This window comes from Streptomyces sp. 891-h (genome assembly GCF_022760275.1).
Classification (GTDB): domain Bacteria; phylum Actinomycetota; class Actinomycetes; order Streptomycetales; family Streptomycetaceae; genus Streptomyces; species Streptomyces spirodelae.
In genome coordinates, this window is sequence record NZ_CP050693.1 from 4865793 (window position 1) to 4891238 (window position 25446).

23 protein-coding genes and 1 tRNA gene are annotated in these 25446 nt (G+C 72.8%); 11 read left to right on the forward strand and 13 right to left on the reverse strand.

Annotated features, from left to right (window positions below; genetic code table 11):
• Positions 1–5: 5 nt before the first annotated feature.
• Together HC362_RS21350 and HC362_RS21355 are read right to left on the reverse strand one after the other, a co-directional pair.
• A complete protein-coding gene (locus HC362_RS21350; protein ID WP_243085607.1) occupies positions 6–1541 on the reverse strand; it encodes a hypothetical protein in 1536 nt (511 codons plus the stop codon).
• Complete coding sequence (locus HC362_RS21355; protein ID WP_243085608.1) at positions 1541–2809, reverse strand: hypothetical protein; 1269 nt, start codon at positions 2807–2809, stop codon at positions 1541–1543. Before HC362_RS21355 ends, HC362_RS21350 begins: the two co-directional genes overlap by 1 nt.
• A 178-nt stretch (positions 2810–2987) precedes the next feature.
• On the opposite strand from HC362_RS21355, the gene HC362_RS21360 reads away from it, so the two are divergent.
• Entirely contained in the window at positions 2988–3581 is a 594-nt protein-coding gene (locus HC362_RS21360; protein ID WP_243085609.1) for a histidine phosphatase family protein, read from the forward strand.
• A 134-nt stretch (positions 3582–3715) separates the two neighbouring features.
• Here HC362_RS21360 and HC362_RS21365 read toward each other — a convergent pair whose 3' ends face one another.
• Positions 3716–5182, reverse strand: a complete 1467-nt coding sequence (locus HC362_RS21365; protein ID WP_243085610.1) for a tetratricopeptide repeat protein — start codon at positions 5180–5182, stop codon at positions 3716–3718.
• 170 nt (positions 5183–5352) lie between these two features.
• Here HC362_RS21365 and HC362_RS21370 point away from each other — a divergent pair, with 170 nt between their 5' ends.
• Positions 5353–5763, forward strand: coding sequence for a hypothetical protein (locus tag HC362_RS21370; protein WP_243085611.1), 411 nt, complete (start codon positions 5353–5355; stop codon positions 5761–5763).
• A 94-nt stretch (positions 5764–5857) separates the two neighbouring features.
• On the opposite strand, the gene HC362_RS21375 is transcribed toward HC362_RS21370, so the two are convergent.
• Complete coding sequence (locus HC362_RS21375; RefSeq protein WP_243085612.1) at positions 5858–6280, reverse strand: hypothetical protein; 423 nt, start codon at positions 6278–6280, stop codon at positions 5858–5860.
• Between the two features lie 248 nt (positions 6281–6528).
• On the opposite strand from HC362_RS21375, the gene HC362_RS21380 reads away from it, so the two are divergent.
• A complete protein-coding gene (locus tag HC362_RS21380; protein WP_243085613.1) occupies positions 6529–7482 on the forward strand; it encodes a fused MFS/spermidine synthase in 954 nt (317 codons plus the stop codon).
• A 30-nt stretch (positions 7483–7512) separates the two neighbouring features.
• Here the strand turns inward: HC362_RS21380 and HC362_RS21385 are convergent, their stop codons facing one another.
• Positions 7513–8064 carry a hypothetical protein gene (locus HC362_RS21385; protein WP_243085614.1) on the reverse strand — a complete coding sequence of 184 codons (552 nt, stop codon included), beginning with the start codon at positions 8062–8064 and terminating at the stop codon, positions 7513–7515.
• Between the two features lie 44 nt (positions 8065–8108).
• Here HC362_RS21385 and HC362_RS21390 point away from each other — a divergent pair, with 44 nt between their 5' ends.
• Both HC362_RS21390 and HC362_RS21395 read left to right on the forward strand, forming a co-directional pair.
• Positions 8109–8828, forward strand: a complete 720-nt coding sequence (locus HC362_RS21390) for a response regulator transcription factor (RefSeq protein WP_243085615.1) — start codon at positions 8109–8111, stop codon at positions 8826–8828.
• 60 nt (positions 8829–8888) lie between these two features.
• Positions 8889–10340: a HAMP domain-containing sensor histidine kinase gene (locus tag HC362_RS21395; RefSeq protein WP_243085616.1), complete on the forward strand. Its 1452-nt coding sequence runs from the start codon at positions 8889–8891 to the stop codon at positions 10338–10340.
• Positions 10341–10437: 97 nt separating this feature from the next.
• Here the strand turns inward: HC362_RS21395 and HC362_RS21400 are convergent, their stop codons facing one another.
• Positions 10438–10668: a chaplin gene (locus HC362_RS21400; RefSeq protein ID WP_243085617.1), complete on the reverse strand. Its 231-nt coding sequence runs from the start codon at positions 10666–10668 to the stop codon at positions 10438–10440.
• A 321-nt stretch (positions 10669–10989) separates the two neighbouring features.
• On the opposite strand from HC362_RS21400, the gene HC362_RS21405 reads away from it, so the two are divergent.
• From HC362_RS21405 to HC362_RS21415, 3 genes are all read left to right on the forward strand, one after another.
• Positions 10990–12021 (forward strand): chitinase, encoded by a 1032-nt coding sequence (locus tag HC362_RS21405; RefSeq protein WP_347568461.1) that lies wholly within the window; start codon positions 10990–10992, stop codon positions 12019–12021.
• Between the two features lie 276 nt (positions 12022–12297).
• Positions 12298–13374, forward strand: coding sequence for a LacI family DNA-binding transcriptional regulator (locus HC362_RS21410; RefSeq protein WP_243085618.1), 1077 nt, complete (start codon positions 12298–12300; stop codon positions 13372–13374).
• 557 nt (positions 13375–13931) lie between these two features.
• Positions 13932–14327, forward strand: a complete 396-nt coding sequence (locus HC362_RS21415) for a M23 family metallopeptidase (RefSeq protein WP_279240130.1) — start codon at positions 13932–13934, stop codon at positions 14325–14327.
• Positions 14328–14442: 115 nt separating this feature from the next.
• Here HC362_RS21415 and HC362_RS21420 read toward each other — a convergent pair whose 3' ends face one another.
• Positions 14443–14925: a DUF6233 domain-containing protein gene (locus HC362_RS21420; protein WP_243085619.1), complete on the reverse strand. Its 483-nt coding sequence runs from the start codon at positions 14923–14925 to the stop codon at positions 14443–14445.
• Between the two features lie 136 nt (positions 14926–15061).
• Between HC362_RS21420 and HC362_RS21425 the strand changes: the two genes are divergently transcribed.
• Positions 15062–15271: a hypothetical protein gene (locus HC362_RS21425; protein ID WP_243085620.1), complete on the forward strand. Its 210-nt coding sequence runs from the start codon at positions 15062–15064 to the stop codon at positions 15269–15271.
• Positions 15272–15630: 359 nt separating this feature from the next.
• On the opposite strand, the gene HC362_RS21430 is transcribed toward HC362_RS21425, so the two are convergent.
• From HC362_RS21430 to HC362_RS21445, 4 genes are all read right to left on the reverse strand, one after another.
• Positions 15631–16929 carry a cation:proton antiporter gene (locus HC362_RS21430; protein WP_243085621.1) on the reverse strand — a complete coding sequence of 433 codons (1299 nt, stop codon included), beginning with the start codon at positions 16927–16929 and terminating at the stop codon, positions 15631–15633.
• 83 nt (positions 16930–17012) lie between these two features.
• Positions 17013–17085, reverse strand: a tRNA-His gene (locus tag HC362_RS21435).
• 186 nt (positions 17086–17271) lie between these two features.
• A complete protein-coding gene (gene orn / locus HC362_RS21440) occupies positions 17272–17877 on the reverse strand; it encodes an oligoribonuclease (RefSeq protein ID WP_243085622.1) in 606 nt (201 codons plus the stop codon).
• A 27-nt stretch (positions 17878–17904) separates the two neighbouring features.
• Entirely contained in the window at positions 17905–19395 is a 1491-nt protein-coding gene (locus HC362_RS21445) for a helix-turn-helix domain-containing protein (protein WP_243085623.1), read from the reverse strand.
• 990 nt (positions 19396–20385) lie between these two features.
• Between HC362_RS21445 and HC362_RS21450 the strand changes: the two genes are divergently transcribed.
• Positions 20386–20907 carry a universal stress protein gene (locus tag HC362_RS21450; RefSeq protein ID WP_209212707.1) on the forward strand — a complete coding sequence of 174 codons (522 nt, stop codon included), beginning with the start codon at positions 20386–20388 and terminating at the stop codon, positions 20905–20907.
• 333 nt (positions 20908–21240) lie between these two features.
• Here the strand turns inward: HC362_RS21450 and glmS are convergent, their stop codons facing one another.
• Positions 21241–23067, reverse strand: a complete 1827-nt coding sequence (gene glmS, locus HC362_RS21455) for a glutamine--fructose-6-phosphate transaminase (isomerizing) (RefSeq protein WP_243085624.1) — start codon at positions 23065–23067, stop codon at positions 21241–21243.
• A 152-nt stretch (positions 23068–23219) separates the two neighbouring features.
• On the reverse strand, positions 23220–23498 hold the full coding sequence (locus HC362_RS21460; protein ID WP_243085625.1) for a hypothetical protein: 279 nt from the start codon (positions 23496–23498) through the stop codon (positions 23220–23222).
• A gap of 237 nt (positions 23499–23735) precedes the next feature.
• Here HC362_RS21460 and HC362_RS21465 point away from each other — a divergent pair, with 237 nt between their 5' ends.
• Positions 23736–25403: a beta-N-acetylhexosaminidase gene (locus HC362_RS21465; RefSeq protein WP_243085626.1), complete on the forward strand. Its 1668-nt coding sequence runs from the start codon at positions 23736–23738 to the stop codon at positions 25401–25403.
• Positions 25404–25446 lie beyond the last annotated feature (43 nt).

Consider the following 25446-nt stretch of genomic DNA (forward strand, 5'->3'; position numbering starts at 1 on the left):
CGCCGTCACAGCACGTCCTCCGCGGTCACCGGGTCGGGCAGCTCGGCGCTCGGCTCGCCCGGCGGACCGCCGTGTGTCCAGGGCGTCTCCTCCGGCTCCGGCAGCCCAGGGCCACCGCGCGGCGCGTGTTCGAACAGCGTCCAGGACACCAGGTCGCCCTTCCGCGGCACCGTCCCCTCCGCCGGTTCCTTGGCCCGGCCCATCCCGCTGACCAGCCGCAGCACATACTCCCCGGGGCCTGCCATCTCCGCCAGCTCGGCCCGCTGCTGGGTGCCGGTCGGCAGCTGCCGGTGCAGCTTGTCGCCGTCCGAGAGCAGCGGGGTGTCCTGGGTGTGCACCGTCACCAGCGGGCGGGGCGAGGGCCGCTTGCCCTCCGAGTACGCCATCTCCACCTCCAGCACCTCCGCCAGGAACGCCTCGCCCGCCAGCCGCCGTACGGCCATCACCAGCGGGTCGTCCAGCGCCTCCTGCGCGTCCAGCTCCGCCTGCCGCTGCTCGCGCATGGCCAGTTTGCGCGCGGCGGTCACCGCGTCGTCCCGGCGTGGCTGCGGCGGCTCGCCGGCCCGCAGCCGGTCCCGGTGGTGGGTGTAGGACTGGCGGTCGCGCCGCCATCTGTCGGGCACGTGCGCCGCCTCGGGCAGGGCCCGCAGCAGCTCGACGCCCTGCCACATCGCCTCCCAGGTGGGGCGCAGCTGCGCGGCCACCAGCTCGTGCACCTCCCGCGCCGCGCCCGGCACCCCCTTGTCGTACCGCGCGATGGCCGGGGCCAGCAGGTCGTTGTCGAACGCCGGGTCGGTCGCCGGGCCCGCCGGGGGCACCAGCAGCTGCCCGTCCGCGTCCCGGCCCAGCTCGGCCCGGAGCGCCGCCTGCGCCCCGTCGAGTCCGTCCGGCGGCGCGAGCCACGCCAGCAGCGCTCCCAGATGCTGGTCCTCCAGCCGGCTCTGGCCCGTGGCCCAGTGCCGCGACAGCAGCCCCGTCATCGACAGCAGCAGCGAGGAGCCCGGCACCCGGGCGCGCTCGCCGTAGTGGGTCAGCCAGCGGCCCAGCAGCGGCACCCGCGGCGGCACCGGGTGCTCGGCCCCCGGGTCCTCCTCGGCGGTGCGCCGGAACCGCATCGAGCGCCCCAGCAGCCGTACGAAATCCACGCCGGGTCCGGTGGGCACCAGCACCTGCGGCGCTTCGGCGCACAGCTCCGCCTCGACGGTGACGCGCTTGCCGGTCTCCGGGTCGGTCTCCTTGCGCTCGACCAGCTCCACCTCGTCCTGGCAGGACTCCAGATGCGGCAGCATCGCCTCGGCCAGCCGTCCCAGGAAGGCGAACCGCAGGTCGCGGTCCCTGGGCTGCGGCACGGTGAAGATCTCGGGCGCCGACCGGTCGGTGCCCAGCATCGCCCCCAGGGGCGCTCCGTTCTCACCGGCCGTCGTCAACGGGACCAGCACCAGCGGGCGTTCGGCGAGATGCCGGTGGCGCACGGTCGCCACCGGCCGCGCGCGCCCGCAGGCGGCAGCCTCCATCCGCGCCAGCGCACTCAGCAGCGACATCAGCGCGCCTCCGTCCCCGCCGGGCGAGCCGACGGAACGGCAGACGTGGCTGCTGGGGCCTGTGCTGCCGGTGTGGCCTGTTCCGCCGCCGCGGCGTGCGCTGCCGCGGCGGCCTGTGCGTCGTGTGCGGCCTCCAGGGCCTCGGCGCGCAGCGCGGCGGCCCTGCGCAGTGCCGTGGCGGCCGGGTCCTGCGCGGCCGGGCTCTCCGGGTCGCCGGAGGCCGCCGCGAGCACGTCCGAGACCGTCGTCAGCCCGCCCAGCTCGCCGCGCACCGAGCGGCCCAGTGCCACCACATCGCCCGACTCGCGGGCCCGGTCGCGGCAGTGGAAGGCCAGCTCGCAGGTGGACAGGCACTCCGGCGCGTAGCTGGCGGGCACCGACTCGACGGCCGCCGTCAGCGCGGCGGGCTCCTGGTCCGGCGCGAAGTGGACGCCTTCGGGCAGCCCGGCGGCGATCTCCTCCAGCCGGGTCAGCCGCCTCAGCTGGCGCCGGGTCGCGGCGATCTGTTTGCGCAGCGGCAGCAGCCCTGCGGTGGGCAGGTTGGAGAAGTCCTTGGGACACACCAGCAGCGCACTCTCGCGCACCGTCCGCACATCCTCCAGCGCGAGCGCGTAGACAGCCGCCTGCCGGGCTGCGGCGCCGACCTTCACCGGGTCGGCGGAACCGTCCAGGATCGCGAAGGACTTGATCTCGATGATGGTCACGGTGCCGTCCGGATGGACGGCCAGCGCGTCCGGCTCCAGATACGCCGTCGATCCGGCCACCTGGAGCGACAGCAGCGGATGGTCCAGCAGGGTCCATCCGCCCTCCGCCGCCTCTGCCAGCGCCTGCCGGGTGCGGAAGGCGCGCCCGGCAGGGCCGTCGGCGGTCAGCTGGGGGACGGCGACCTCGGCCGGATCAGGCGGGGTCGTGCCGGTGTGCTCACACAGCAGTGCGAGCAGCACCTCGCCGCCGTCCGCCTTCACCCGCGCCTCGAACGCGTTGCCCCGCACCAGCGCGAACTGCGACTGCCCGAACGGCGCCGGCGAGCCCAGGGCCTCGGCCACCGCGCCCTTGTCGACACCCGCGCCGTCCAGCAGCGCACGGCGCCGGCAGCCGGGGTTGGCGGCCAGCGCGGCGAGCGCCCGCGCGTCGAGGGGGCGCTGCGGCACATCGGGCCCGCCGCGCAGCTCGGCGAGCCGCTGCGGCGTGGCCTGCCGGCCGTCCGGCCCGGCGGCCGGTGCGGTGCCCTGCGGCGGGGTCTGCTTCGGTAGCGAGGAGCTAGTCATCGGCTGTGGCCTCGGGGGAGGGTGCGGTACCCGCCGAAGTCTCGCATCCTCCGCTGACAACGCGCCTCCCGTTGCCGAAACGTGCCCCCGCCCGGTCGCGCCGTCACGGCCTGCGCGAAGATGGAGCGGTGTGTTCCGGACACACCGGAGCACCCTCGAGCACGTCCGAGAGGTCCCTATGGCAGCGCGCATCCTTCTCGTCCGGCACGGTCAGACCGAGTGGTCGGTGACCGGACAGCACACCGGCCGGACCGATGTACCGCTGCTGGACGAGGGCCGCCGGACGGCGAAGCTGCTCGGCGAGCGGCTGCACCGCGCGCCGTGGAACGGGCTGCCAGGCGCCGAGGTGCGCACCAGTCCGCTCGTCCGTGCCGGCGAGACCTGCGAACTGGCGGGCTTCGAGGGCGCCCAACAGTGGGACGCGTTGATGGAGTGGGACTACGGCGACTACGAGGGCCTCACCACGCAGTCGATCCGGGAGCGCGCCGGGGACGACTGGGTCATCTGGCGGGACGGGGTGACAGGCGGCGAGAGCCTGGCCGAGGTCGGCGCCCGCGCCGACGAGGTGGTGCGGTGGGCGCGGTCGGCCGACCGCGACGTGCTCGTCTTCGCCCACGGCCACATTCTGCGGGTGCTGGGTGCGCGGTGGCTCGGCTACGACCCCTCCTTCGCGGCCCGTCTCCGCCTGGACCCCGCCTCGCTCTCCATTCTCGGCTGGGCGTACGGGGACCCGGCCGTCGAACGCTGGAACGACACGGGCCACTTGGACTGACCGGACCTTGCGGGGAGGGGGTGTCCCTGCCTTGCGGGGAGGGGGTGCCCCTGCCCGCCCGTCGCGGACTGCGGCGCCGTTGTGGTTGCTCGCGCGGTTCCCCGCGCCCCTTACGGGGCACGCGAACTGCCGGGTCAGGCCGTTGCCGCGTGCCGGGAGAGGAAGGCGGCGACCCCCGGGACCCTGCGGAAACCGCGCAGCCGCTTCGCCGCCGCGTCCAACATGGTGCTGATCCGCGTCGACTGGACCGGTCCCAGGAAGTCGAGCGCACGCGACCCCGCCGAGGCCGCCTCCTCCGGCTTGCCCTGCGCCGCCAGGTCACCCGCGAGTTCCGCGGTGAACAGGGCGCGGTTCCGGGTGAAGTGCGGGTTCTGCAGCCGAACGGCCCGCTCCGCGTGCTCGGCGGCGCGGTCCCACAACCCCAGCGCCGACCAGCACTGGGCCTCCAGCCCTTCCAACTCGGCCTCGCCGAAGAAGCTCATCCACTCCGGGTCGCCGTCGCACGGCCCTTTGGCGAACAGCTGGTGGGCCCGCGCCAGCGCCTGCCGGCAGCCCGCGCGGTCACCGAGCCCCGCCCAGCCGCCCGCCTCACGCAGGGCGAGCAGCGACAGCAGGTGCGGGGAGCCCAGGTGTTTGGCGGCGTGCTGGCCCGCCTGCGCGGCGCGTACGGCCTCGCGGGGGCGGCCCGCGTCCCGGGCGAGGAAGGCGGTGTTGCAGAAGGCGTGCGCCTCCAGGGCCGGGTCCTGCGCCACCCGCGCGGTGGCCAGCGCTTCGGCGTAGTGGGAGCGGGCGTCGCTGTAGCGGCCCGAGTCGTGGGCCAGCCAGCCCACGGAGATGGCGAGTTCACCCGCGCCCGAGTGCAGTCTGTCCGTCACCGACTGGCGGTGGGCGCCGGTGTCCAGCAGGCCGTAGGCGGCGCGCAGGGAGCCGGTGGCCTGCTGGTAGAGCCCGGCCCCGCCGTGCCGGTCGTCGAGCAGCCGGATTCGGCGTACGGCGTTCTCGACGGCACTGGCCTCGGTGTCTCCCACGTGTGCGTGGGCGGGGGCGGCCGGGGGTGCCGGGTGGGCGGCCCAGGCACTGGGCGCGGCGCCGCCCAGCGAAGCGGTGGCAAGGGCGGCCGGGCCGCCCGTCATGAAAGCGCGACGTAGCACGTCGCTCTCCTCGTCGTACTCGGGACAGTTGGGGAATGCGGTGAGACCGGGGCTGTCGGGATGGTCGGTGAACGGGGGCAGTTGGGGCAGTGCGGGGCCGTCACAGCGCGCGGTGGACTGCTGAGGCGCTTGTCCATCGCTGCGCGCCCCGCGAGCGCGCGCCGCACGACCGCGTACGGACTCCCGGGGTGCGAAGCCCATGTCCGTGAGCGAGTAGCCCGGAAACATGTGCAGAAACACCCGCTCGTAGGCGTAGTTGGGGCACCTGATCTCACCGGACTCGACGCGGCCGATGTAGCGCGCGTCGCACGAGACCTGTTCGCCGATCTCGCGAGCCGAACGGCGCACGTTCGCCGCGAACTCCCCCGGAGAGAGATGCCCCCTCAGTGCCCGGAAAGCCGTGTTGGGGCGGTGCTGCGGTGCTGGTGACGTTGAGGGTGACGACGCCATGGCTGAAACGTACCGGCTGTGACGGGTCCGACACCCAGGGTTTGGCTACAAACGGGATATCTCACCCTGCTTCTGCCATGAAACGCCATCCAATGCGCTGGTTCGCCACCGTAGCCGTTGACAAGGACAGCCGTTGAACGTTGCACAGCGACCGCGAGGAGGGGTCTGAGTTGTTGGACACTGGCGTAGGCAACAGCACTCCGGCCGGGCGCGTTCCCGGCCCCTGCGACCTGGTGACCGTGCCCGCCCGGCACGGGCTCGAGGCCGTGGACATCCTCCGGCTCCGCGACGGCGTCGGCCCGGTGCTGCACGACCGCGCGGGTGACACCCTCGGCTTCCTGGTCCCGCCCGGCACGGCCGACTGCTGGGATCTGCCCGGCAGCGCCTGTACGCAGACGTGCGAGACGGTCGCGGGCTCCAACGGGCAAGGGGCACGCGGCGCTTCGGGCGAGCCGCCGGTGGCGGGCACCGGGTGGCTGGTGCCGCCGGAGGGTGCCTACGCGCGCGCCACCGAGCCCGCCGAGCTCCGCGCGGCCCTCGGTGAGGCGGCCCGCACCATCGCCGCCGCCAGCCGGGTGTAGCCGGGGCCGCATCGAGGGCCGGTGCGGCATGCCGAAGGGCTGCCCAGCGCCCTGTGCGGGAGAACGCTCGGCAGCCCCGGTCCCACGGGTCGGCTCAGCGGCCGAACGCGCCGCCGCGCAGCGCCCTGGTGCCCGACGGGCACACCAGGGTCACGCGCTTGCTGCCGGACAGCACGGGTGTGACGTAGCGGACGCGGTTGGAGCAGTCCACGAAGACCCGGAACGCCGTTCCCGAGCAGGAGATCGCGAAGACCCGCCCCCGCAGATAGGGGCTCCAGCAGCGCAGCGAGGCGCGCGCCGGGGGCCGTGCCTGCCCGGCCTTGCCCGCAGGCGTTGCCTTTCCGGTCTTCGTACGGCCGTTCTTCAGATCCTTGCTCTTGTAGTCGGCGTTCGCCGCCACGTCGGTCACCGGGGTGCCGGGGGTGGCCGCTTGGGCGGCGGGAGCCACAGCGCCGCCCACGCCGAGCGCGAGCACCGCGCTCATTCCCAGCGCGGCCAGGGAATTCCGAACTTTCATTCCTTCTCTCTTTCTTCAGTCGCACGGCCGACAGAGCCGGTCGCCCACTTCGGGAGCGACAGAAAAGAGAATCAATGGCAGCAAATGCCGAAAGCAAGTATTCCGCACTTCACATATTTTATGCACGGAACTCCGGGCAAGAGCCCCGGACCCTACCGGACGTGGGGCAATTGCCCCGAGGGGCGCGCGGCGCGGGACGGAAAACCGTCCGTGTGGGTGACCTGCGCCAGGTGCCGGACAATGGGCGTATGGCACGGGGCGACAGACGGCGTGACAAGCCGCGCGACAAGGGGCGCGACGGCGAGCGCGCCAGGGACCGCGGCGCGGAGCGCGCCGGGAACCGCGCCAGGAACCGCGCCAGGAACCGTGACAGGGATCCGGTCACGGCCCGGGTCGGCGGCGGGACCGCCTCGCTGGTGCCGGACCCCGACCGGCCGCACTCCTGGTCACTGCTGCTGGACGGAGCCCCGCAGTCCCACGTGGACCTCGCCGACCCCACCCGCCTCGGCTTCGAGTACCAGCGCCGCCTCGGCCACCTGGTGGATCTGATCGCGCCGCCCGGCCACCCGGTGCGGGTCCTGCACCTGGGCGGCGGTGCGCTGACGCTGGCGCGGTACGTCGCCGCCACCCGGCCGCGCTCCACCCAGCAGGTGATCGAGGTGGACGAGGAGCTGACCCGGCTGGTGCGCGAGCACCTCCCGCTGGAGCGCGGCTGGCGCATCCGGGTACGCGGCGGTGACGCGCGCGCCGGCCTCGAGCGGCTGCCGCAGGGCTGGGCCGACCTCGTCATCGCCGACGTCTTCAGCGGCGCCCGCACCCCGGCACACCTCACCAGCGTCGAGTTCCTGCACGAGGTGCGGCGGGTGCTGCGGCCCGCCGGGTGGTACGCGGCCAACATCGCCGACGGAGCGCCACTGCGCCATCTGCGCGCCCAGATCGCCACAGCCGGGGCCGTCTTCCCGCAGCGCTGCGTGCTCGCCGACCCCGCGGTGCTGCGCGGCCGCCGGTTCGGCAACGGCGTGCTGCTGGCCGCCGAGGGGGAGCTGCCCGTCGCCGAGCTGACCCGGCGCACGGCGGGCGACCCGCACCCGGGCCGGGTCGAGGCGGGGCGCGAGCTGGACGCCTTCACGGCCGGCGCCGCCCCCGTGACGGACGCCACCGCAACGGCTTCCCCGCCCCCGCCCGAGGGCACGTTCGACTAGCGCGGGACCGCGCCCCGCCAGGGGCACCCCTTACCCGTCGTACGTCTCGATCCGCGGCGGGCCGTTGTCCCAGCGGCAGAAGACCGACGAGGAGACGGCGCCGTTGGTGAACGTCACCCGGATCAGGCCAGGGGTCTCCCAGATCCGCATCTCCCATCCCGGATCGGGGGTCGCGGAGACCAGGGCCCCCTCCCGGCCGCTCAGGTCGAAGACAGCCCGGCCGCCGCGTACGGTCGCGCCCCTGACGTTCCCGGTGTGGTGGCCGTCCGGGCTCGGCTCCTCGGCGCCGGGGCGCGAGTCGGCGGAGCCGGTGTGCTGCGGCGTCCGCGTGGCCGTCTTCGAGGGACTCGGGGTGGGGGAGGGGGAGGGGCTCGGCCTGGGCCGGTGGGTGGAGGAGGCCCGGGGCGTGACCCGGTCGGGGCTCCCGCCGGAGACGGGCAGGGCCCGGGGCGGCGCTTCGGCGGTCTCGTTCAGCACTGTGTGGACCCCGAACCAGGAGAGCGTGGTCGCGGCGCCGGTGGCCAGGAGCCACGCGCCGACGTGCAGCCAGCGGGGTCCGGGGAGGCTACTTGGGCGCTGCATCCCCGTCAGCCTAGAGGCCGTTGGAATGTCGTACGGTTCCGCCCATGCCAAGTGTGCTCGTGGTCGAGGACGACCAGTTCGTGCGCTCCGCTCTCATCCGGCACCTGACAGAGGCCGGCCACACGGTCCGCAGTGTGGGTACGGCGCTGGAGGCCCTGCGCGAGGTGGCGCAGGTCGGATTCGACGTGGTCGTGCTGGACCTGGGACTGCCGGATCTGGACGGCGCCGAGGCGCTGAAGATGCTGCGCGGGGTCACGGACGTCCCTGTGATCATCGCCACCGCGCGGGACGACGAGGCCGAGATCGTCCGGCTGTTGCACGCCGGCGCGGACGACTACCTGGTCAAGCCGTTCTCGGTGGCGCACCTGTCGGCGCGGATGGCTGCCGTGCTGCGCCGTACGCGCACAGGGGAGTTCGGAGGCGGTGGGGAGAGCGCCGGGGACGGCGTCCTGCGGGTCGGCGGCCTGGTGGTCGACCCGCTGCGCCGGGTGGCCCGGCTGGACGGAGTGGCGCTCGACCTCACCCGCAGGGAGTTCGACCTGCTGGCCTTTCTGGCGAGCCGGCCGGGCGTCGTCGTCCCGCGCAGGGAGCTGCTGGCCGAGGTGTGGCAGCTCTCCTACGGGGACGACCAGACCATCGACGTGCATTTGTCATGGCTGCGCCGGAAGTTGGGGGAGACGGCCGCCCGGCCCCGCTATCTGCACACCCTGCGCGGGGTCGGCGTCAAGCTGGAACCGCCCCAGGAGGAGGGCGGGCCACGATGAGCGGCGGCCCGGCGTGAGAGGCCCCGGCGTGAGAGGCCCCGGCGTGCGAGGCGGGCCCGCGTGAGGTGGGCGCTGGTGAAGGTCTGCCTCGCGGTGACGGTGATGGTCGTGGTGGCCTTCGCGGTACCGCTGGCACTGGTCGTCAAGGAGACCGCACGCGACCGCGCCTTCGCGGGCGCCGAGCGGCAGGCCTCCGCCATCGGCCCCGCGTTGGCCATCACCCGCGACCACCGCGAGCTCCAGCGCGTCGTCGCCGTCACCCAGGCGGGCGCCCAGGACCGCATCGCCGTACACCTGCCCTCCGGCGTGACCGCCGAGTCCGGCAGGACAGCCGAGTCCGGCCGATCCGCCGAGTCCGGCGGCTCCGACTCCGGCTCCGGCGGCGAGCTGCGGGTCGGGCACAGTCTTGCGCCACAGGACCGGGTGGCCGCGGCGCGACGCCTCGGGCGGGCCTCGACCGTGGAGGTCGAGGGCGGATACGCGCTGCTGCGGCCCACCGCGGTGGCGGGCGGCAAGGTGGCGGTCGTCGAGGTCTTCGTACCCGACAAGGAGGTCACCCGCGGGGTGGCCACCTCCTGGATGGTGCTCGCCGGTGTCGGGGTCGCGCTGGTCGTCGGCTCGGTCGCGGTCGCCGACCGGCTCGGCACCCGGATGGTACGGCCCGCCGAACGGCTCGCCGGGGCCGCGCACGACCTGGGCGAGGGCGAACTGGACGTCCGGGTGCCCGAGGAGGGGCCCACGGAGCTGCGGTCGGCGGCCGTCGCCTTCAACTCCATGGCCGACCAGGTCGTCCAACTGCTGGCCAACGAACGGGAGCTGGCCGCCGACCTCTCGCACCGGCTGCGCACCCCGCTGACCGTGCTGCGGCTGAACGCGGCCTCGCTGGGCGAGGGCGACGCGGCCGACCAGACGCGGGCCGCCGTCGCCCAGCTGGAGGGCGAGGTGGACCGCATCATCGGCGCGGCCCGCGAGCAGCGCGCCCAGTCGCCGGGCGCAGCGCACTCGGCCGTCTCCGACGCCGCCGAGGTGATCCGCGAACGGATGGCCTTCTGGTCGGCGCTGGCCGAGGACGAGGGGCGCGAGGCGCGGGTCGCCGGGGTCGAGCAGTCGGCCCGGGTGCCGGTCGCCAGGGCCGAACTCGCCGCCGCCGTCGACGCGTTGCTCGGCAATGTCTTCCGGCACACACCGGAGGGCACCGCCTTCTCCGTCGACCTGCACAGCGGCGGCCCCGGCAGCGACGCCGTCATCGTGCTGGTCTCCGACGCGGGCCCCGGCATCGAGGACCCGCAGGCGGCGCTGCGGCGCGGCCACGGCGCGGGCGGCCCCGGCTCGACGGGGCTGGGTCTGGACATCGTGCGCCGGGTCGCGGAGTCCACCGGCGGCGACGTACGGCTGGGGCGCTCGGTGCTGGGCGGTACGGAGGTGCGGATGTGGCTCGCGCTGCGGCCGACGGGCGGGCGTCGCCGCAACCACCGTCTGCGCCGCCGGGCCCGCCGCTGGGTGCGCCGCTGAGCGGCACCTCGCCGGCCGTCGGGCGGCACAGGGAACGCCGCCGGGTCCGGACCGTGGGACGGGCCGGACCCGGCGGCGTCGCGGGGCGTGCCGCCGCTTACTTGGCCACGCAGGTGTTGCCGATGGCCGGGTTCAGCAGGCCGATGATGTTGACGGTGTTGCCACACACCTGGATCGGAATGTGGATGGGCACCTGAACGACGTTGCCGCTGAGCACACCCGGCGACTTGGCGGCGCCACCCTGGGCACCGGAGTCGGCGACGGCGGCGGAGGCGCCACCCAGGGCGAGGGCGGCGGCGCAGGCCGCCGTGGTCACGTAACGGAGCATGGTGTTCTTCCTCCAGGAGACAGACAACTTGCCACCATCCAGGCACAGGGGTCCGGGCTGGGTCGTTGTGACTTTCCGACCAGCGCCGCTCCCTCACTCCACGGAGTGGCCGGGCTGTGCGGCGAATGGAGCAACAGCACGGCTGAAGGGCCGCGTCCGCCGCGCGGCCGGAGTCCGGGGCCGTCTCCTGAGGAGGCCCTTTCGGCTTCCTTAAGAGCTCCCTAAGGCCGACGGCAGAAGTCCGCAACACGGCGTTTGCCCGATTCACCGTCAGTACCGTGCTGCTCGTTCCCATCCCCCACAGGACGAGGCAGCAACGAGATGACGAACTCAGCGGGCCACCGCCGCCGTGCCGGCCGCGCCACCAGGACGGCCCTGGGCGCCGTCACCATGGCGCTCGCGGCCGGCGGCGGCTTCCTGCTCGCCGGCAACGCGACGGCGGGCGAGGAGCAGCCGGCCGATTCCGCGGGCACCCCCTTCGCGCCGTATGTCGACACCTCGCTCCAGCCCTCCTACGACCTGCTGAAGAGCGCCGAGAGGACCGGAGTCAAGGAGTACAACCTCGCCTTCGTCACCAGCGGCGGCGGCTGCGTGCCCAAGTGGGGCGGCAGCCAGGAGCTGACGGACAACCCGGTCGCCGGGCAGATACCCGAGCTGCGGGCCAAGGGCGGTGACGTACGGGTCTCCTTCGGCGGCGCCAACGGCTCCGAGCTCGCACTGGCCTGCGACTCGGCGGAGGAGCTGGCCAAGGCGTACGGGAAGGTCGTCGACGCCTTCGACCTCAAGAAGATCGACCTGGACATCGAGGGCGCGGCGCTGCCCGACACCGAGGCCAACGAGCGGCGCGCCAAGGCCATCGCCTCGCTCCAGAAGAGCCATCAGGACCTGGACGTCTCCTACACCCTGCCGGTGATGCCCGAGGGCCTCACCGAACCCGGCGTCGCCCTGCTGAAGAACGCCAAGGAGAACGGGGTCGAGGTCTCGGCCGTCAACATCATGGCGATGGACTACGGCCCCTCCTACGACGGAGACATGGGCGAGTACGCCACCAAGGCCGCCACCGCGTCCCACAAGCAGGTCGCGACAGCCCTCGGCCTCGATGACGACGCCGCCTGGAAGGCGCTGGCCGTCACCCCGATGATCGGCGTCAACGACGTCAACGTCGAGGTCTTCCGACCCGAGGACGCCAAGGAGCTGCGGGCCTTCGCGGACGAGCACGGCCTGGGCTGGCTGTCCATGTGGTCCGGTACCCGCGACAAGCCCTGCCCCGGCGGCCCCAAGGACCAGGCGGACCCGACCTGCTCCAGCATCGAGCAGAGCCCCGACGAGTTCAGCAGGGCCTTCACCGGCTGACCTGACCGCGCCGGCCGCTGCCGGCCACCGGCCGGCCACACCAGCCACCTCCGGCCACCCCCCACCGGCGGGGCGCGACGGCACCATCACCCCCCACACCGCCGTCGCGCCCCGCCTCCTCCCGCATCGCCTCGGCAACCGGCCCGCCTCGGCAAACCGGCCCCGGCTCCCGCGCCGCCTCGGCTCCTGCCCCTCCTGCTGCCGGGGCCGTTGTAGTTGAATGTTCTCCTCGCCCGGGCCCCACGGGGCCGGGGCTCGCAGCACGGGGAGGGCACCATGGCAGCAGTGCGCGGCGGACGGCCCCGCGGAACCGCACAGTCCAGGCCGACCCTGGAGGAAGTGGCGCGCCGAGCCGGGGTGGGCCGCGGCACCGTCTCCCGCGTCATCAACGGCTCGCCCAGGGTCAGCGACCGCACGCGCGCCGCCGTCGAGGAAGCCGTCGCCGAACTGGGCTACGTCCCCAACCGGGTCGCCCGTGCGCTCGCGGCCGGCAGCGCCGACACCGTCGCACTGGTGGTGCCCGAACCGGAGTCCCGGTTCTTCACCGAGCCCTACTTCCCCGCCATCGTGCGGGGCATCAGCGCCGAACTCGCCGGAGCCGACATGCAGTTGCTCCTCACGCTGCTGCACGGCGGCAAGGAACGGGACCGCTTCGCGCAGTACGCGGCGGCCCACCGCATCGACGGCGTGCTGCTGGTTTCCGTACACGAAGACCACACCCTGCCGGACCTGCTGGCCCGCGCCGAGATACCCGCCGTACTGGGCGGCCGCCGCAGCGCGTCCGAACCGGTTCCGTACGTCGACTGCGACAACACCGGCGGCGCCCGGTCGGCCGTCACCCATCTGCTGGGGCGCGGGCGCACCACGATCGCCACGGTCACCGGCCCTGCGGACGTGTACGCGGCACGCTGCCGCGCCGACGGCTACCGTCAGGCGCTGCGCGAGGCGGGCCTGCCCCAGGACGCGGAACTGATGGCGTGCGGCGACTTCACCGAGGAGGGCGGGGACCGCGCGATGCGGGAGCTGCTGGACCGCGCCCCCGGACTCGACGCCGTCTTCTGCGCCTCGGACGTGATGGCGGCCGGCGCCCGGCGAGCGCTGCGCGAGGCGGGCCGCTCGGTGCCGGACGATGTGGCGCTGGTCGGCTTCGACGACTCGGTCGTGGCCCGCCATATGGACCCGCCGCTGACCACCGTCCGCCAGCCGATCGCCGCGATGGGACGGGAGATGGCCAGGGTGCTGCTGGAGCTGCTGGGCAAGTGGACCCCGGGCGGTACCGGGCCGGCGCCGGGAGAGGGAGACGCCCGGCACCGCGTACTCCCCACCGAGCTGGTGCGGCGCGGCTCCTCCTGACGAGGGATCACGTCACCCCGTGAGCCCTGCTCCGGGTGCGCCCGGCCCGCACCGGCCGTTGGATCACAGGCATGGCGCGCACCGGAACCGGCACACCGACAGGCACGGCAGGGACGGGTACGACGGCACGAACGGGCAAGGCACTGGGACGCCGTGTCCGCCGCCTGCTCGGCCTCACCCTGACAGGCGCGTTGCTGCTCGCCCCCGCTGCGGCTCTCGCCACGCCGGAACCGGACACCACCGCGTCCTCGGCGGCCCCGGTGACGCCCGCGCCCGGCCCTCCGGCGGCGTCACTGCCACCCGCGTCCGACCCCTCGACGGCGCGCGCGACGCCCACCCCGGAGCCCGCGGCAACGCCTCTCGCTCCTGCCGCGTCCTCACCCCCGGCCCCGGAGCCACCCCAGCCCTCGTCCCAGCCCTCTTCACCGTCTTCGCCCACGCCCTCGTCCCCACCTTCGCCCTCACCCTCGTCCCCGCCCTCCCCGCCCTCCCCGCCCTCCTCCTCCGAAGCCGGGCAGGGAGCGGGGGTCGGGGCGGCGAGCCGCTGGGTCACACCGGTGGTCGCGTCGCAGGTACGGATCTCGCAGCCGTACGGCGCCAAGGGCAGCTGGGCGGCCGGCTACCACACCGGTGTCGACCTGGCCGTGCCCGTGGGCACCCCGGTGCGGTCCGTCGGACCGGGGACGGTCGTCTCCGCGGGGTGGGCCGGCGCCTACGGCAAGGCGGTGACGGTGCGGATGGTCGACGGCAAGTACGCCCTCTTCGCCCATCTGTCGGAGATCTACGTCGGGGACGGCGCGACGGTCGGCGGCGGCACCTGGCTCGGCCTCTCCGGCAACACGGGCCGCTCCTCGGGCCCGCACCTGCACTTCGAGGTGCGGACCGGTCGCTCTTACGGCTCGGACATCGACCCGGTCCGCTACCTCGCCGCGCACGGCGTCAGCCTCGGCTGAGACACCAGGCGTCGACCCGGGCGGGGCGAGGCTGTCCGCAGCTCCGCAGCTCCGCAGCTCCGCAGCTCCGCAGCTCCGCAGCTCCGCAGCTCCGCAGCTCCGCAGCTCCGCGGGTTCAGCGCCCGGGCCGGCCCAGCACCCGGTCCGGGCGGCAGACGTCGCACACCCGCGCCTCGGCCGTCCGCGCCAGCAGTTCCACCGCCTCGCGGGAGGTGATGCGCCGGGTGAGCCAGCCGTCCCTGGCCTGCCAGCAGTCCCGGCGGTGTACGCACCACCACGGCCCCGTCTCGCCGACGCCCCGCACCCGGACGGCCAGCCACTGGCGGCCCGCCACGGCCCCGGCCGTGGGCACCGCCTGGTAGTTCTCGCCGGGGATCGGGGTGATGTTCTCGGCGGCGACGCTGATCGCGGTCGGCGCGCTCTTGGGCTCGGCGCGCCCGTCGGGGTGCTCGTAGCGGCTGGGCAGGATCGCCTCGCACTCGTACCACCAGTGGCCGTCGGCCGTACGGGAGCGGCCGGTGACGATCACGTCCAGCTCCTGTCCGTCCGGCATCCGGGCCCGCGCCCACGGGCCCGCACGGTCGCGCCACTCACTCACGTACCGAATATTAGTTCGATTACGAGGGTGGGTGCGCCGTCCGGGTTCATTACGGGCGGCGTTGTCGTGTTGTACCAAAAAGTGACACTTCACCCTCCATCGTGGTGTCTCGTCCAACCAACCCTTGGAGGTTCACATGCGCATGCGTATGCTCGCGCGCTCCGTCGCCGTTGGCTTCGCGGTCCTGGGCCTGGCCGGCGCGGGCGTGGGCTCGGCCGCCGCCTGGCCGAAGGGGCACCACGGCAACTCGGTGTACGAGTCGGTGAAGAAGGTCAAGGTCTCCGACGACGACCACATCATCAGCGGCTCGTACTTCTTCTACTTCGGGCCGATGATCCTCGACTGACCCGAACATTCTCCCGTGGCAGACCCGCTCTGCCTGCCCGTCAGCACTGCGTTCCCGCCTCCCCAGGGAGTCCGGGAACGCAGTGTTTTCCACCCCCGCCACCGCGATCCCCGCCAGGGAGCTGCGCCCCGGAGGGGCGCGGGGAACTGCGCTCCCCTGGGGGCACCTCCCGGCCGGAGGCTGGGGGACTCCGGCCGGGAGGTGCCCCCAGGCCACGACGCTGCCGCAGCCTGCGGCGGACACTCAGGGGCAGCCCCTACCCAGCAAAAGATTCGCCGGACAGGTCCCAGGCCGATCCCGCACCCCGCCTCCGCTGCTGCGTTCTGCTGGTCCGCGTCCGGGCGCTTGCCGTCCGGACGCTACGCGTCGGGGGTCTGGCCGTCGTTGTCCGTGCGTGGTGCGGACTTCGCTGGTTCCTTGGGCGGGTTCTTCCGGGCGCCCGTGCCGAACGGCCAGTGGGGGCCGCGTTTGTCGTCGGGGATTCCTACGAGCTCCTCGACGTCGAAGAGGCGGGCGATGGGGACGTCCGAGCTGCTGTGGGCGATGATCGAGAAGGCGATGGTGACGGCGATGAGGGTGAACGCCTCCTCGCCGCGCGGGATTCCGGCCTGGAGCACCAGCAGCCCGTAGACCACAGAGGCGAAGCCCTTGGGCCCGAACCAGGCGGCCGTCAGCTTCTCCCGCCGGTCGAAGGAGGTGCCGATGAGCGAGAGCAGCAGCGAGGCCGGGCGGATCAGGACGATCGCCAGTACGGCGACCACGTACCCGCCGAAGGACAGGTCGCTGAACAGCTCGCCGGTCAGCAGTGCTCCGAAGATCAGCAGGGCGACGAACTTGGCCAGTTCGGCCAGCGAGTCGCCCAACGGCTCGAACGCGTGCTTGGCCTCGGGCGAGACCGCCGCCAGGACGGCACCGGCGCTGAACGCGGCCAGGTAGGCGTTGGCGTGGGTCAGCGAGCAGACCGCGTACAGGATGACGCCGATGGCCAGCGGCCCCAGCGGCTGGAGCTTGGGCTCTGCGCCCAGCAGCCGGAAGCGCGTCAGGCCGTTGACGAGCAGCGGTGCCGCGATGCCGAAGGCCACGCCGAGCACCAGCTCCAGGGCGATGCTGCCCAGCGAGGCGTGCTCGCTGTGCCCGCTCGGGGCCGCAGCCGCGATGAAGATGAGCACGAAGGGCAGCGCCAGGCCGTCGTTGACGCCGCTCTCCACGTTGAGCAGCTGGCGCAGCCGCGCGGGCACCTGCTGGCGGCCGACGATGGCGGAGGCGAACACCGGGTCGGTGGGCGAGAGCACCGCGCCGACCAGGAAGGAGGTCGTCCAGTCGAAGCCGACGAGATAGTGGGTGAGCAGCGCGATACCGAGGAAGGCCAGCGGCATGCCGAGGCCGAGCGCACGCGCCGGGCTCTTCCACCGCTCGCGCAGCTCGGCGAAGCGGACGTGCATGCCGTCCGTGAACAGCACCGCGAACAGGGCCAGATCGGCCGTCACCCGGACGATCTCGCTCCCGGGCGCGACGTGGATGAGTCCGAGCACACCGTCCCCGACCAGCGCGCCGCCCGCGAGGAACAGCAGCGAGGTGGACAGCACCGACCGGGCCGCCAGTCCGGACAGCAGCACGGCGACAAGCAGGGCGACGCCGAAGACGATGACCAAGACCACAAGAACAACCCCCGCCCGACCGTGCATACGTCACGGAGGCCCTGTGGTCCGCGTTTCCGCCGGCCACAGGGCCTCCGAGTAAGGGTGATCGACGGGACTTGAACCCGCGACATCCTGGACCACAACCAGGTGCTCTACCAACTGAGCTACGACCACCATGTCCGGCGGGGAAGAGAAGATCTTCCCTGACCGGCCGCTACGAGTGTACAGGGTCGGGCGCGGTGCTCGCGCCCAGGTTTCCGGTGCGGCCCCTCACCCGCCCCGGTCCCTGCGCTGCTCGGCCGGCCGGAGGCTCAGCAGCCGGCCGGAAGCCCGGTCGGCCGGGCCCGGTCAGCCGGAGGCTCAGTCGGCCGGAGGCAGCACATGTCGGGCAGCGATCTTCTTGGCCGTCTCCGAGTCTGGGCCCGGCTGGGGCACGAACACCGCCTCGCGGTAGTAGCGCAGCTCGGCGATGGACTCGCGGATGTCGGCCAGCGCCCGGTGGTTGCCCATCTTCTCCGGGCTGTTGTAGTAGGCGCGCGGATACCAGCGCCGGGCCAGCTCCTTGACCGAGGAGACGTCCACGATGCGGTAGTGCAGGTGGCCGTCGAGCGCGGGCATGTCCCGGGCGAGGAAGCCGCGGTCGGTGCTGATGGAGTTGCCGCACAGCGGAGCCTTGCCCGCCTCCGGGACCCACTCGCGGACGTACGCCAGGACGCGGGCCTCGGCGTCGGCCAGCGTGGTGCCCGCGTCCAGTTCCTCCAGCAGGCCGGAGGCGGTGTGCATCTCGCGCACCACCTCCGGCATCGCCTCCAGGGCGTGTGCGGGCGGGCGGATCACGATGTCCACGCCGTCGCCGAGTACGTTCAGCTCCGAGTCGGTCACCAGCGCGGCCACCTCGATGAGCGCGTCATCGGACAGCGAGAGGCCGGTCATCTCGCAGTCGATCCACACCATGCGATCGTTCATGCGCCTCACACTACGTGACGGACCCGCTCAGCCCGCTCCCCGGCCACGCTGCCCCGGCACCCGCGGGGCGAACGTGTCCGACTCCGGTTTGCCCTGTTCAGGGCGTTCGGAGCGGTTCTGCTGCGCGTTCCTGTGCTCCCTCGGCTCATGACGGGTCTCCTGCCTGGTGCCGTACGCCGACGGCCCGTTCGCCGCCCCCGGCTCGTGGCCGGCTCCCGGGTGCCCGGCAGGCCCCGGATGGCCGCCCGACGCGTGCCCGGGGTGCCCGGCCGGGCCGGACTGGCCGGAATGGCCGGGGTGACCCGGATGGCCAGGGTGTCCCGAGTGGCCCTGCTGGGGCTGGTGGGACTGGTGCGGCAGCCGTAGCGAGTTCTCCGCGCCCGCGCCCGGACCGCCAGGACCCGGGCCGTGCGCCTGGCCACCGGAGCCCGGCGCTCCGCCCCCGGCTCCGCCCGCTGCGCCCGCGCCCTCGTGCCCCTGCTCCCCATCCGGCCGGCGCGCCCGGTACGCGGCCCGGTAGGCGGCCGGGGAGGCACCGAGCTGGCGGCGGAAGTGGCCGCGCAGCGCGACGGGCGAGCGGAAGCCGCAGCGGCCCGCCACCTCGTCCACGGAGTAGTCCGACGTCTCCAGCAGACGCTGCGCCTGGAGCACGCGCTGGGTGATCAGCCACTGCAGTGGAGCGCTCCCAGTAAGAGACCGGAAGCGCCGGTCGAAGGTGCGGCGGCTCATGTACGCGCGCGCGGCGAGCGTCTCCACGTCGAACTGCTCGTGGAGGTGTTCCAGCGCCCAGGCGACGACCTCGGCCAGCGGGTCGGCGCCGATCTCCTCTGGTAAGGAGCGGTCCAGGTGACGGGGGTGGCCGCCGGACTCCTGGCCGTTCCCGCGGCGGGGCGGTACGACCAGCCGGCGCGCGAGCGCCCCGGCCGCCTCGGCCCCGTGGTCGGTACGTACGACGTGCAGGCACAGGTCTATGCCCGCTGCCGTGCCCGCCGAGGTGAGAATGTCCCCGTCGTCCACGAACAGCTCGCGCGGATCGACGTGGACGGCCGGATACCGCTTGGCCAGCGTCGGGGCGTACATCCAGTGCGTGGTGGCCGGGCGGCCGTCGAGCAGCCCGGCGGCCGCGAGGACGAAGGCGCCGGTGCACAGCCCGATGACCCGGGCTCCCTCCTCGTGCGCGCGGCGCAGCGCGTCCAGTGCGGCCGGTGGTGGTGGCTGGGTGATGGAGCGCCAGGCGGGCACCACGACGGTGCCCGCGCGTGAGATCGCCTCCAGCCCGAACGGCGCGCTCAACTGGAGCCCGCCTGTGGTGCGCAGTGGCCCGTCCTCGCCCGCGCAGACCAGCAGCCTGTAGCGCGGAACTCCGGCGTCCTGGCGGTCGATTCCGAAGACGGAGAGCGGGATGGAACTCTCGAAGATGGGACCACCGCTGAAGAGCAACACCGCCACGATCTCGCGCCGGCGGCGCGCGGCCAGCTTGCGGGTCTCGACTGGGCCGTTCGTGGAGTCCTGGCTCATTGGAACTAAGCCCCCCTCAATCGTTGTGTTCCTCTCGGTCCATGCAGATCTCCCCCGCTCTCCCCCGCAGCGAAAGCCAAGATCGAATCTACTGCGTCGGATGAGGTGGGCGGTGCAAGTTCGGCATCCGGCGCTATGTCGACATGGCAACTTGGCGTGAAGCATTCGATCACGAAGCGTTTCACTCAACGGCGCTACAGGGAAGTACGCATGCCCTCTCTGCCCCATCAACGTAGGGTGCACACCCGCGCGCCGCTCCTTTCGCCCCTGGTGGCAGGGGGGTTGGTGCTGGGCGGGGCAAGGGTTGTGGCGGGGCGGCAAGTTGGCTGAAATTCGCGGGGGGTCAGACGTGCGATCCAGTCACCGGCCCGGCCCACGTCCGGGGCTCCGGAGGTCCATGGGGTGTATGGGGCGTCTGAGGTGCGCCCGGCGTACGCGGCCGGAAACAGTGCGTGACTTTTTGTGACTCTGTGCGCGCTGGTGTGTGCCGGTGTGCGCCCCGAGCGATCGTCTCGCGCCATCGCAACGATCAGGACCGGACGACTCCGACGCGCCCCCTGTCACCGCCCAGGTCACCGGCCGCCACGCTGAACCGTTCCCACCGTGTGTGACCGGAGTGGTACGAGGGGTGTGCGAGGGGCGTACGAGGCGTGCACGGGCCGTCGACGCGGCCTGTTCAGCGGTTCTTCCGGGCCAGGGGCCGCCCTCCGCGCCTGTCAAGGAGGCGCGTAAGGGGCGTAACGCGGCATTGCGCTGTGGCCCGCGCTCAGGCATGCTCCGGGGTCAACCGCCTCGGGCGGCCGCCACGCATTACCTGGGCAAGAGGGGAGTGCGGCCGTACCCTGTGGGTAAGGGACTTGGGAAGACGATTCCCGGTCTTCATCGAGCAGGCCGTGCAGGCATCCAGCAGTTTTCGACCGAGCCGATCACAGAGAGCGCAAGCCGTCCGACATCCCTCTGCACAGAGGACTCACTTCGCCGAGACAAGTCATGGCAGGACACGAGATCCCTGACCCAGCAGACCGCAGGCAGGTCGCCGACTCGACGGCGATCCCCGAAGCGGCGGACGAGACGCGCCACTCCTGCGATCCGGCCTTCCAGCACGGCGTCGTCGTCGGCTTCGACGGCTCCGTCTCCAGCGAGCGCGCCCTGGCCTACGCCATCGGCATGGCCCACCGCTCCGGCTCCGGCCTGATCATCGTCCATGTCGCCAACCGGCTGCCGACCACCGTATGGGCCGGATGCGAGCCGCCGGTCTTCGTCGACGTCCCCGACCACCGCACCGAGGTGCTCGGGCTCGAACTGGCCTGCGCCGACCATCTCGCCGAAGTGCCCTGGATCCTGGTGGAGCGGGGCGGGGACATCTGCCACGAGCTGGAAGAGGTCGGCAGCGAGTACGCGGCCGACGCCATCGTGGTCGGCTCCACGCACGGACTGGTGGGCCGGATCTTCGGCTCGGTGGCCGGCCGGCTGGCCCGGCGCGCCCAGCGTCCGGTGATCGTCGTTCCATAGGGCAGCCACCTGAGCCCGCAGGTGCCCGTCGGGCGGGCCGGGCGGGTTCCGCCGGGCAAGGCCCTTACGGCTGCGGGGAATTCAGCTTCCGCACATCGACAAATCTACCCACCCGTAAGAGGTGGGTTGTGCGCTTGTGAGGGGCATACAGACAACACGACGGGTGGACAGGACCCGAGGGCGCGCTGCTGAACGGGAGGTGACGGTCCCGCACGGCAGCCCACCCGCCGGCGTAATGGGCGACGCCGGTACAGGGGAGGCGGAATCCCGCGCGGTTGGTGGCCCGCGTGGGATTCCGCCCATCCTCGCGCCTTGCGGCGCTGTGGCTCCCTCTTACTCCACCGTGACCGACTTGGCCAGGTTGCGGGGCTTGTCGATGTCCCGGCCCAGGGCGAGTGCCGTGTGGTAGGCCAGCAGCTGGAGCGGGATGCCCATCAGGATCGGGTCCAGCTCGTCCTCGTTCTTCGGCACGACGATGGTGTGGTCGGCCTTCTCCTGCTCCTGGTGCGCGACGGCCAGGATGCGGCCGCTGCGGGCCTTGATCTCCTCCATCGCGGCCCGGTTCTTCTCCAGCAGGTCGTCCTCCGGCACGATCGCGACCGTCGGCATCGCGGGCTCGATCAGCGCCAGCGGCCCGTGCTTGAGCTCGGAGGCCGGGTACGCCTCCGCGTGGATGTAGGAGACCTCCTTCAGCTTGAGGGAGGCTTCCAGCGCGACGGGGTAGCCGCGTACCCGTCCGATGAAGAGCATCGAGCGTGCGTCCGCGTACTGCTTCGCAAGCTTCTCGATCTCCGGCTCCTGCTTGAGGATCTCGGCGATCTGGCCCGGCAGCCGGCGCAGCCCCTCGATGATCCGCTTGCCGTCCTTGACCGACAGATCGCGGATGCGGCCCAGGTGCAGCGCGAGCAGGCCGAAGGCGACCACCGTGTTGGTGAAGCACTTGGTGGAGACGACGCACACCTCGGGCCCGGCGTGCACATAGACCCCGCCGTCCGCCTCGCGGGCGATGGCCGAGCCGACGACGTTGATGACGCCCAGCACCCGGGCGCCCTTGCGCTTGAGCTCCTGGACGGCGGCGAGCGCGTCATAGGTCTCACCGGACTGCGAGACGGCGATGTAGAGCGTGTCCGGGTCGACGACCGCGTTGCGGTACCGGAACTCGCTGGCGGGCTCCGCGTCGGCGGGGATGCGGGCCAGCTCCTCGATCATCTGGGCGCCGATCAGGCCCGCGTGGTACGAGGTGCCGCAGCCGAGGATCTTCACCCGGCGCACGGCGCGCGCCTCGCGCGGGTCGAGGTTGAGGCCGCCCAGGTGGACGGTGGCGAACCGGTCGTCGATGCGCCCGGCCAGCACCCGGTCCACCGCGTCGGCCTGCTCGGCGATCTCCTTGTGCATATAGGTGTCGTGGCCGCCCAGGTCGTAGGACTCGGCGGCGTACTCCACCGTCTCCGGCGAGGAGGAGGTGCGCGAGCCCTCGGTGGTGTAGGTGCGGTAGTCACCGGCCTTGATGGTGGCCATCTCGCCGTCGTCCAGGGTGACGACCTGGCGGGTGTGCGAGACCAGCGCGGCGACGTCCGAGGCGACGAACATCTCGTTCTCGCCGATGCCCAGCACCACGGGCGAGCCGTTGCGGGCCACCACGATGCGGTCGGGGAAGTCGGCGTGCAGCACGGCGATGCCGTAGGTGCCCTCGACGTGCCGCAGCGCCTCCTGGACGCGGGCCTCCAGGCGCTCGGCCTGGGCACCGGCGATCAGATGGGTCAGCACCTCGGTGTCGGTGTCGGAGACGAAGGTGATGCCGTCGGCGGTCAGCTTGGCGCGCAGCTCGGCGGCGTTGTCGATGATGCCGTTGTGGACGACGGCGACCTTCTCGGCCGCGTCCAGGTGCGGGTGCGCGTTGACGTCGTTGGGCACGCCGTGGGTGGCCCAGCGGGTGTGGGCGATGCCGGCGGTGCCGGTGAAGCGCTTGGGGATACGCTCCTCCAGGTCGCGGACCCGGCCCTTGGTCTTGGCGGTCTTCAGGCCGCCCGGCTTGCCGCCCGTACCGCCCTGGATGGCGATGCCCGCCGAGTCGTAGCCGCGGTACTCCAGCCGCTGGAGGCCCTCCAGCAGGAGCGGGGCGGTGTCACGCTTACCGATATACCCGACAATTCCGCACATACTGCTGATGCCCTGCCTCTCCGTCGTGCTGTGCTGATTTCTGATTTCCGAGTCCGACTTCTCTGGAGTCCGACCTCTGGGTGCTCGGTGCTCGATGCTCGGTGCCGGGCGCTCGATGCCGGTGCGCTCTGCGGTCCGCGGTCTGCGCTCTGTCAGCCGTAGACGATGCGGCGGAGCTGTCTGAGGGACAGCTGGGGCGGCGCCACGGCGCGGTGCGGCAGCTCGGCCTCGATACGCTCGAAGATCTCCGGGTTCGTCAGGCCCTTGGCCTGGAGCTCGCGGTGCCGGCGGCGGACGAATTCGGTGGCCGTCTCATCGAAGTACGACAGCACGTCCAGCACCACCCGGGCCGCCTCGCCGCGCTGGAGCGGCGTGGTGCGGACCAGGTGGTCGATGAGGTCCTCGTGGACCGGCGTCGTGGTGTCGAGCACCCGTTGATACTGCGGTCTCAGCGCCTCGATCGCAAGAAATCTGCCCGATAGCGGGCACCGTGTGGCGGAACCGGCACAGAAATACTCCCGGATACTCCCGGCCGAGGTCTTCCCGACCCGGTCCGAGGCGGTCATTATGGCGAAGTGTCCTGAACATGGCTTTCGTTGAGAGTGCGCGACCCGGACCTCCATGAACACTCGTTCGAAGGGATCGGAGCGATCCCGGAGGGAGCGCTGATGGGACGACGAATCGGCCCGTTACTGGTCCTGTGTGCCTCGCTGCTCGCCGCCACCGCCTCGCCACCCGCCACCGCCTCGCCGCGCACCGCACCGGTGACCGCCACCGGCACCGGCGCGGAGGACGCGGCCACCACCCGTTCCCCGCGGCCACTCGATCAGGTGATACCCGCACCCGCCTCGGTACGCGAGCGGGGCCGGCCGTACACGATCACCCCCCGGACAGTGATCCGGGTGCACGGCGACCCTGACCACCACCGGCACGGACAGCGGCGAGGAGCCCGCAAAGACGTGCGCCAGGTCGCCGACCACCTCGCCGAGCTGCTGCGACCCGCCACCGGCTACCGGCTGCCCGTCACCACCAGCCCCGGCCGCGACGGCATCCAGCTGCGGCTCGGCGGCCACCGCGGACTGGGCCCCGAGGGCTACCGGCTCGATGTCACCGCACGGGCCGTCAGGCTCACCGCACGCGAGCCCGCCGGACTCTTCCACGGAATACAGACCCTCCGGCAGCTCCTCCCCGCCACGATCGAGGCCTCCGACAAGCAGCCCGGCCCCTGGCGGATAACGGGCGGCACCATCACCGATACGCCGCGCTACGCCTACCGGGGCGCCATGCTGGACGTCTCCCGGCACTTCTTCCCCGTCCCCGCGGTCAAGCGCTACATCGACCAGCTCGCCCTCTACAAGATCAACACCCTCCATCTGCACCTCTCCGACGACCAGGGCTGGCGCATCGCCATCGACTCCTGGCCCCGGCTGGCCACCTACGGCGGCGGCAGCGAGGTCGGCGGGGGACCCGGCGGCCACTACACCAAGGCCGACTACCGCGAGATCGTCCGCTACGCGGCGGCACGCCACCTCACCGTCGTCCCCGAGATCGACATGCCCGGCCACACCAACGCGGCGCTGGCCTCCTACGCCGAGCTCAACTGCGACGGCGTCGCACCGCCCCGCTACACCGGCACCGAGGTCGGGTTCAGCTCACTGTGCGTACCGCTGGAGCGCACCTACGACTTCGTCGACGACGTGCTCCGCGAACTGGCGGCCCTCACCCCCGGCCCCTACCTCCACATCGGCGGGGACGAAGCGCACTCCACCAGCCACGAGGACTACGTCACCTTCATGCGGCGCGTACAGCCCCTCGTCGCCAAGTACGGCAAGAAGGCGATCGGCTGGCACCAGATCACCGCAGCCCCGGCCCGGGGAACCGTCGCCCAGTACTGGGGATACGACCGCACCGGCCCCCAGGAGCGCGCCCAGGTGGCCGAGGCCGCACGGCGCGGCACCAAGCTGGTGCTCTCCCCGGCCGACCGCGCCTACCTGGACATGAAGTACGACAAGGACACCCCGCTCGGCCTGTCCTGGGCCGGCTACGTGCCCACCCGGCGCGCCTACGACTGGGACCCGGGCCAATATCTGGAGGGGGTGCCCGAGCGGGCCGTACTCGGCGTGGAGGCCCCGCTGTGGTCGGAGACCATCGCCACCAGCGACCAGCTCGAGTACCTGGCCTTTCCCCGGCTGCCCGGCGTGGCCGAGGTGGGCTGGTCGCCCGCCGCCACCCACGACTGGGACGGCTACCGGGAGCGGCTGGCCCAGCAGGCGCCGCGCTGGGAGCTGATGGGAGTGAACTACTACCGGTCGCCGCAGGTGCCCTGGCCGCGGTGAACTGCTGCCGGGCCGGACGAGCGCGGGGCCCGCGTTCGCCCGG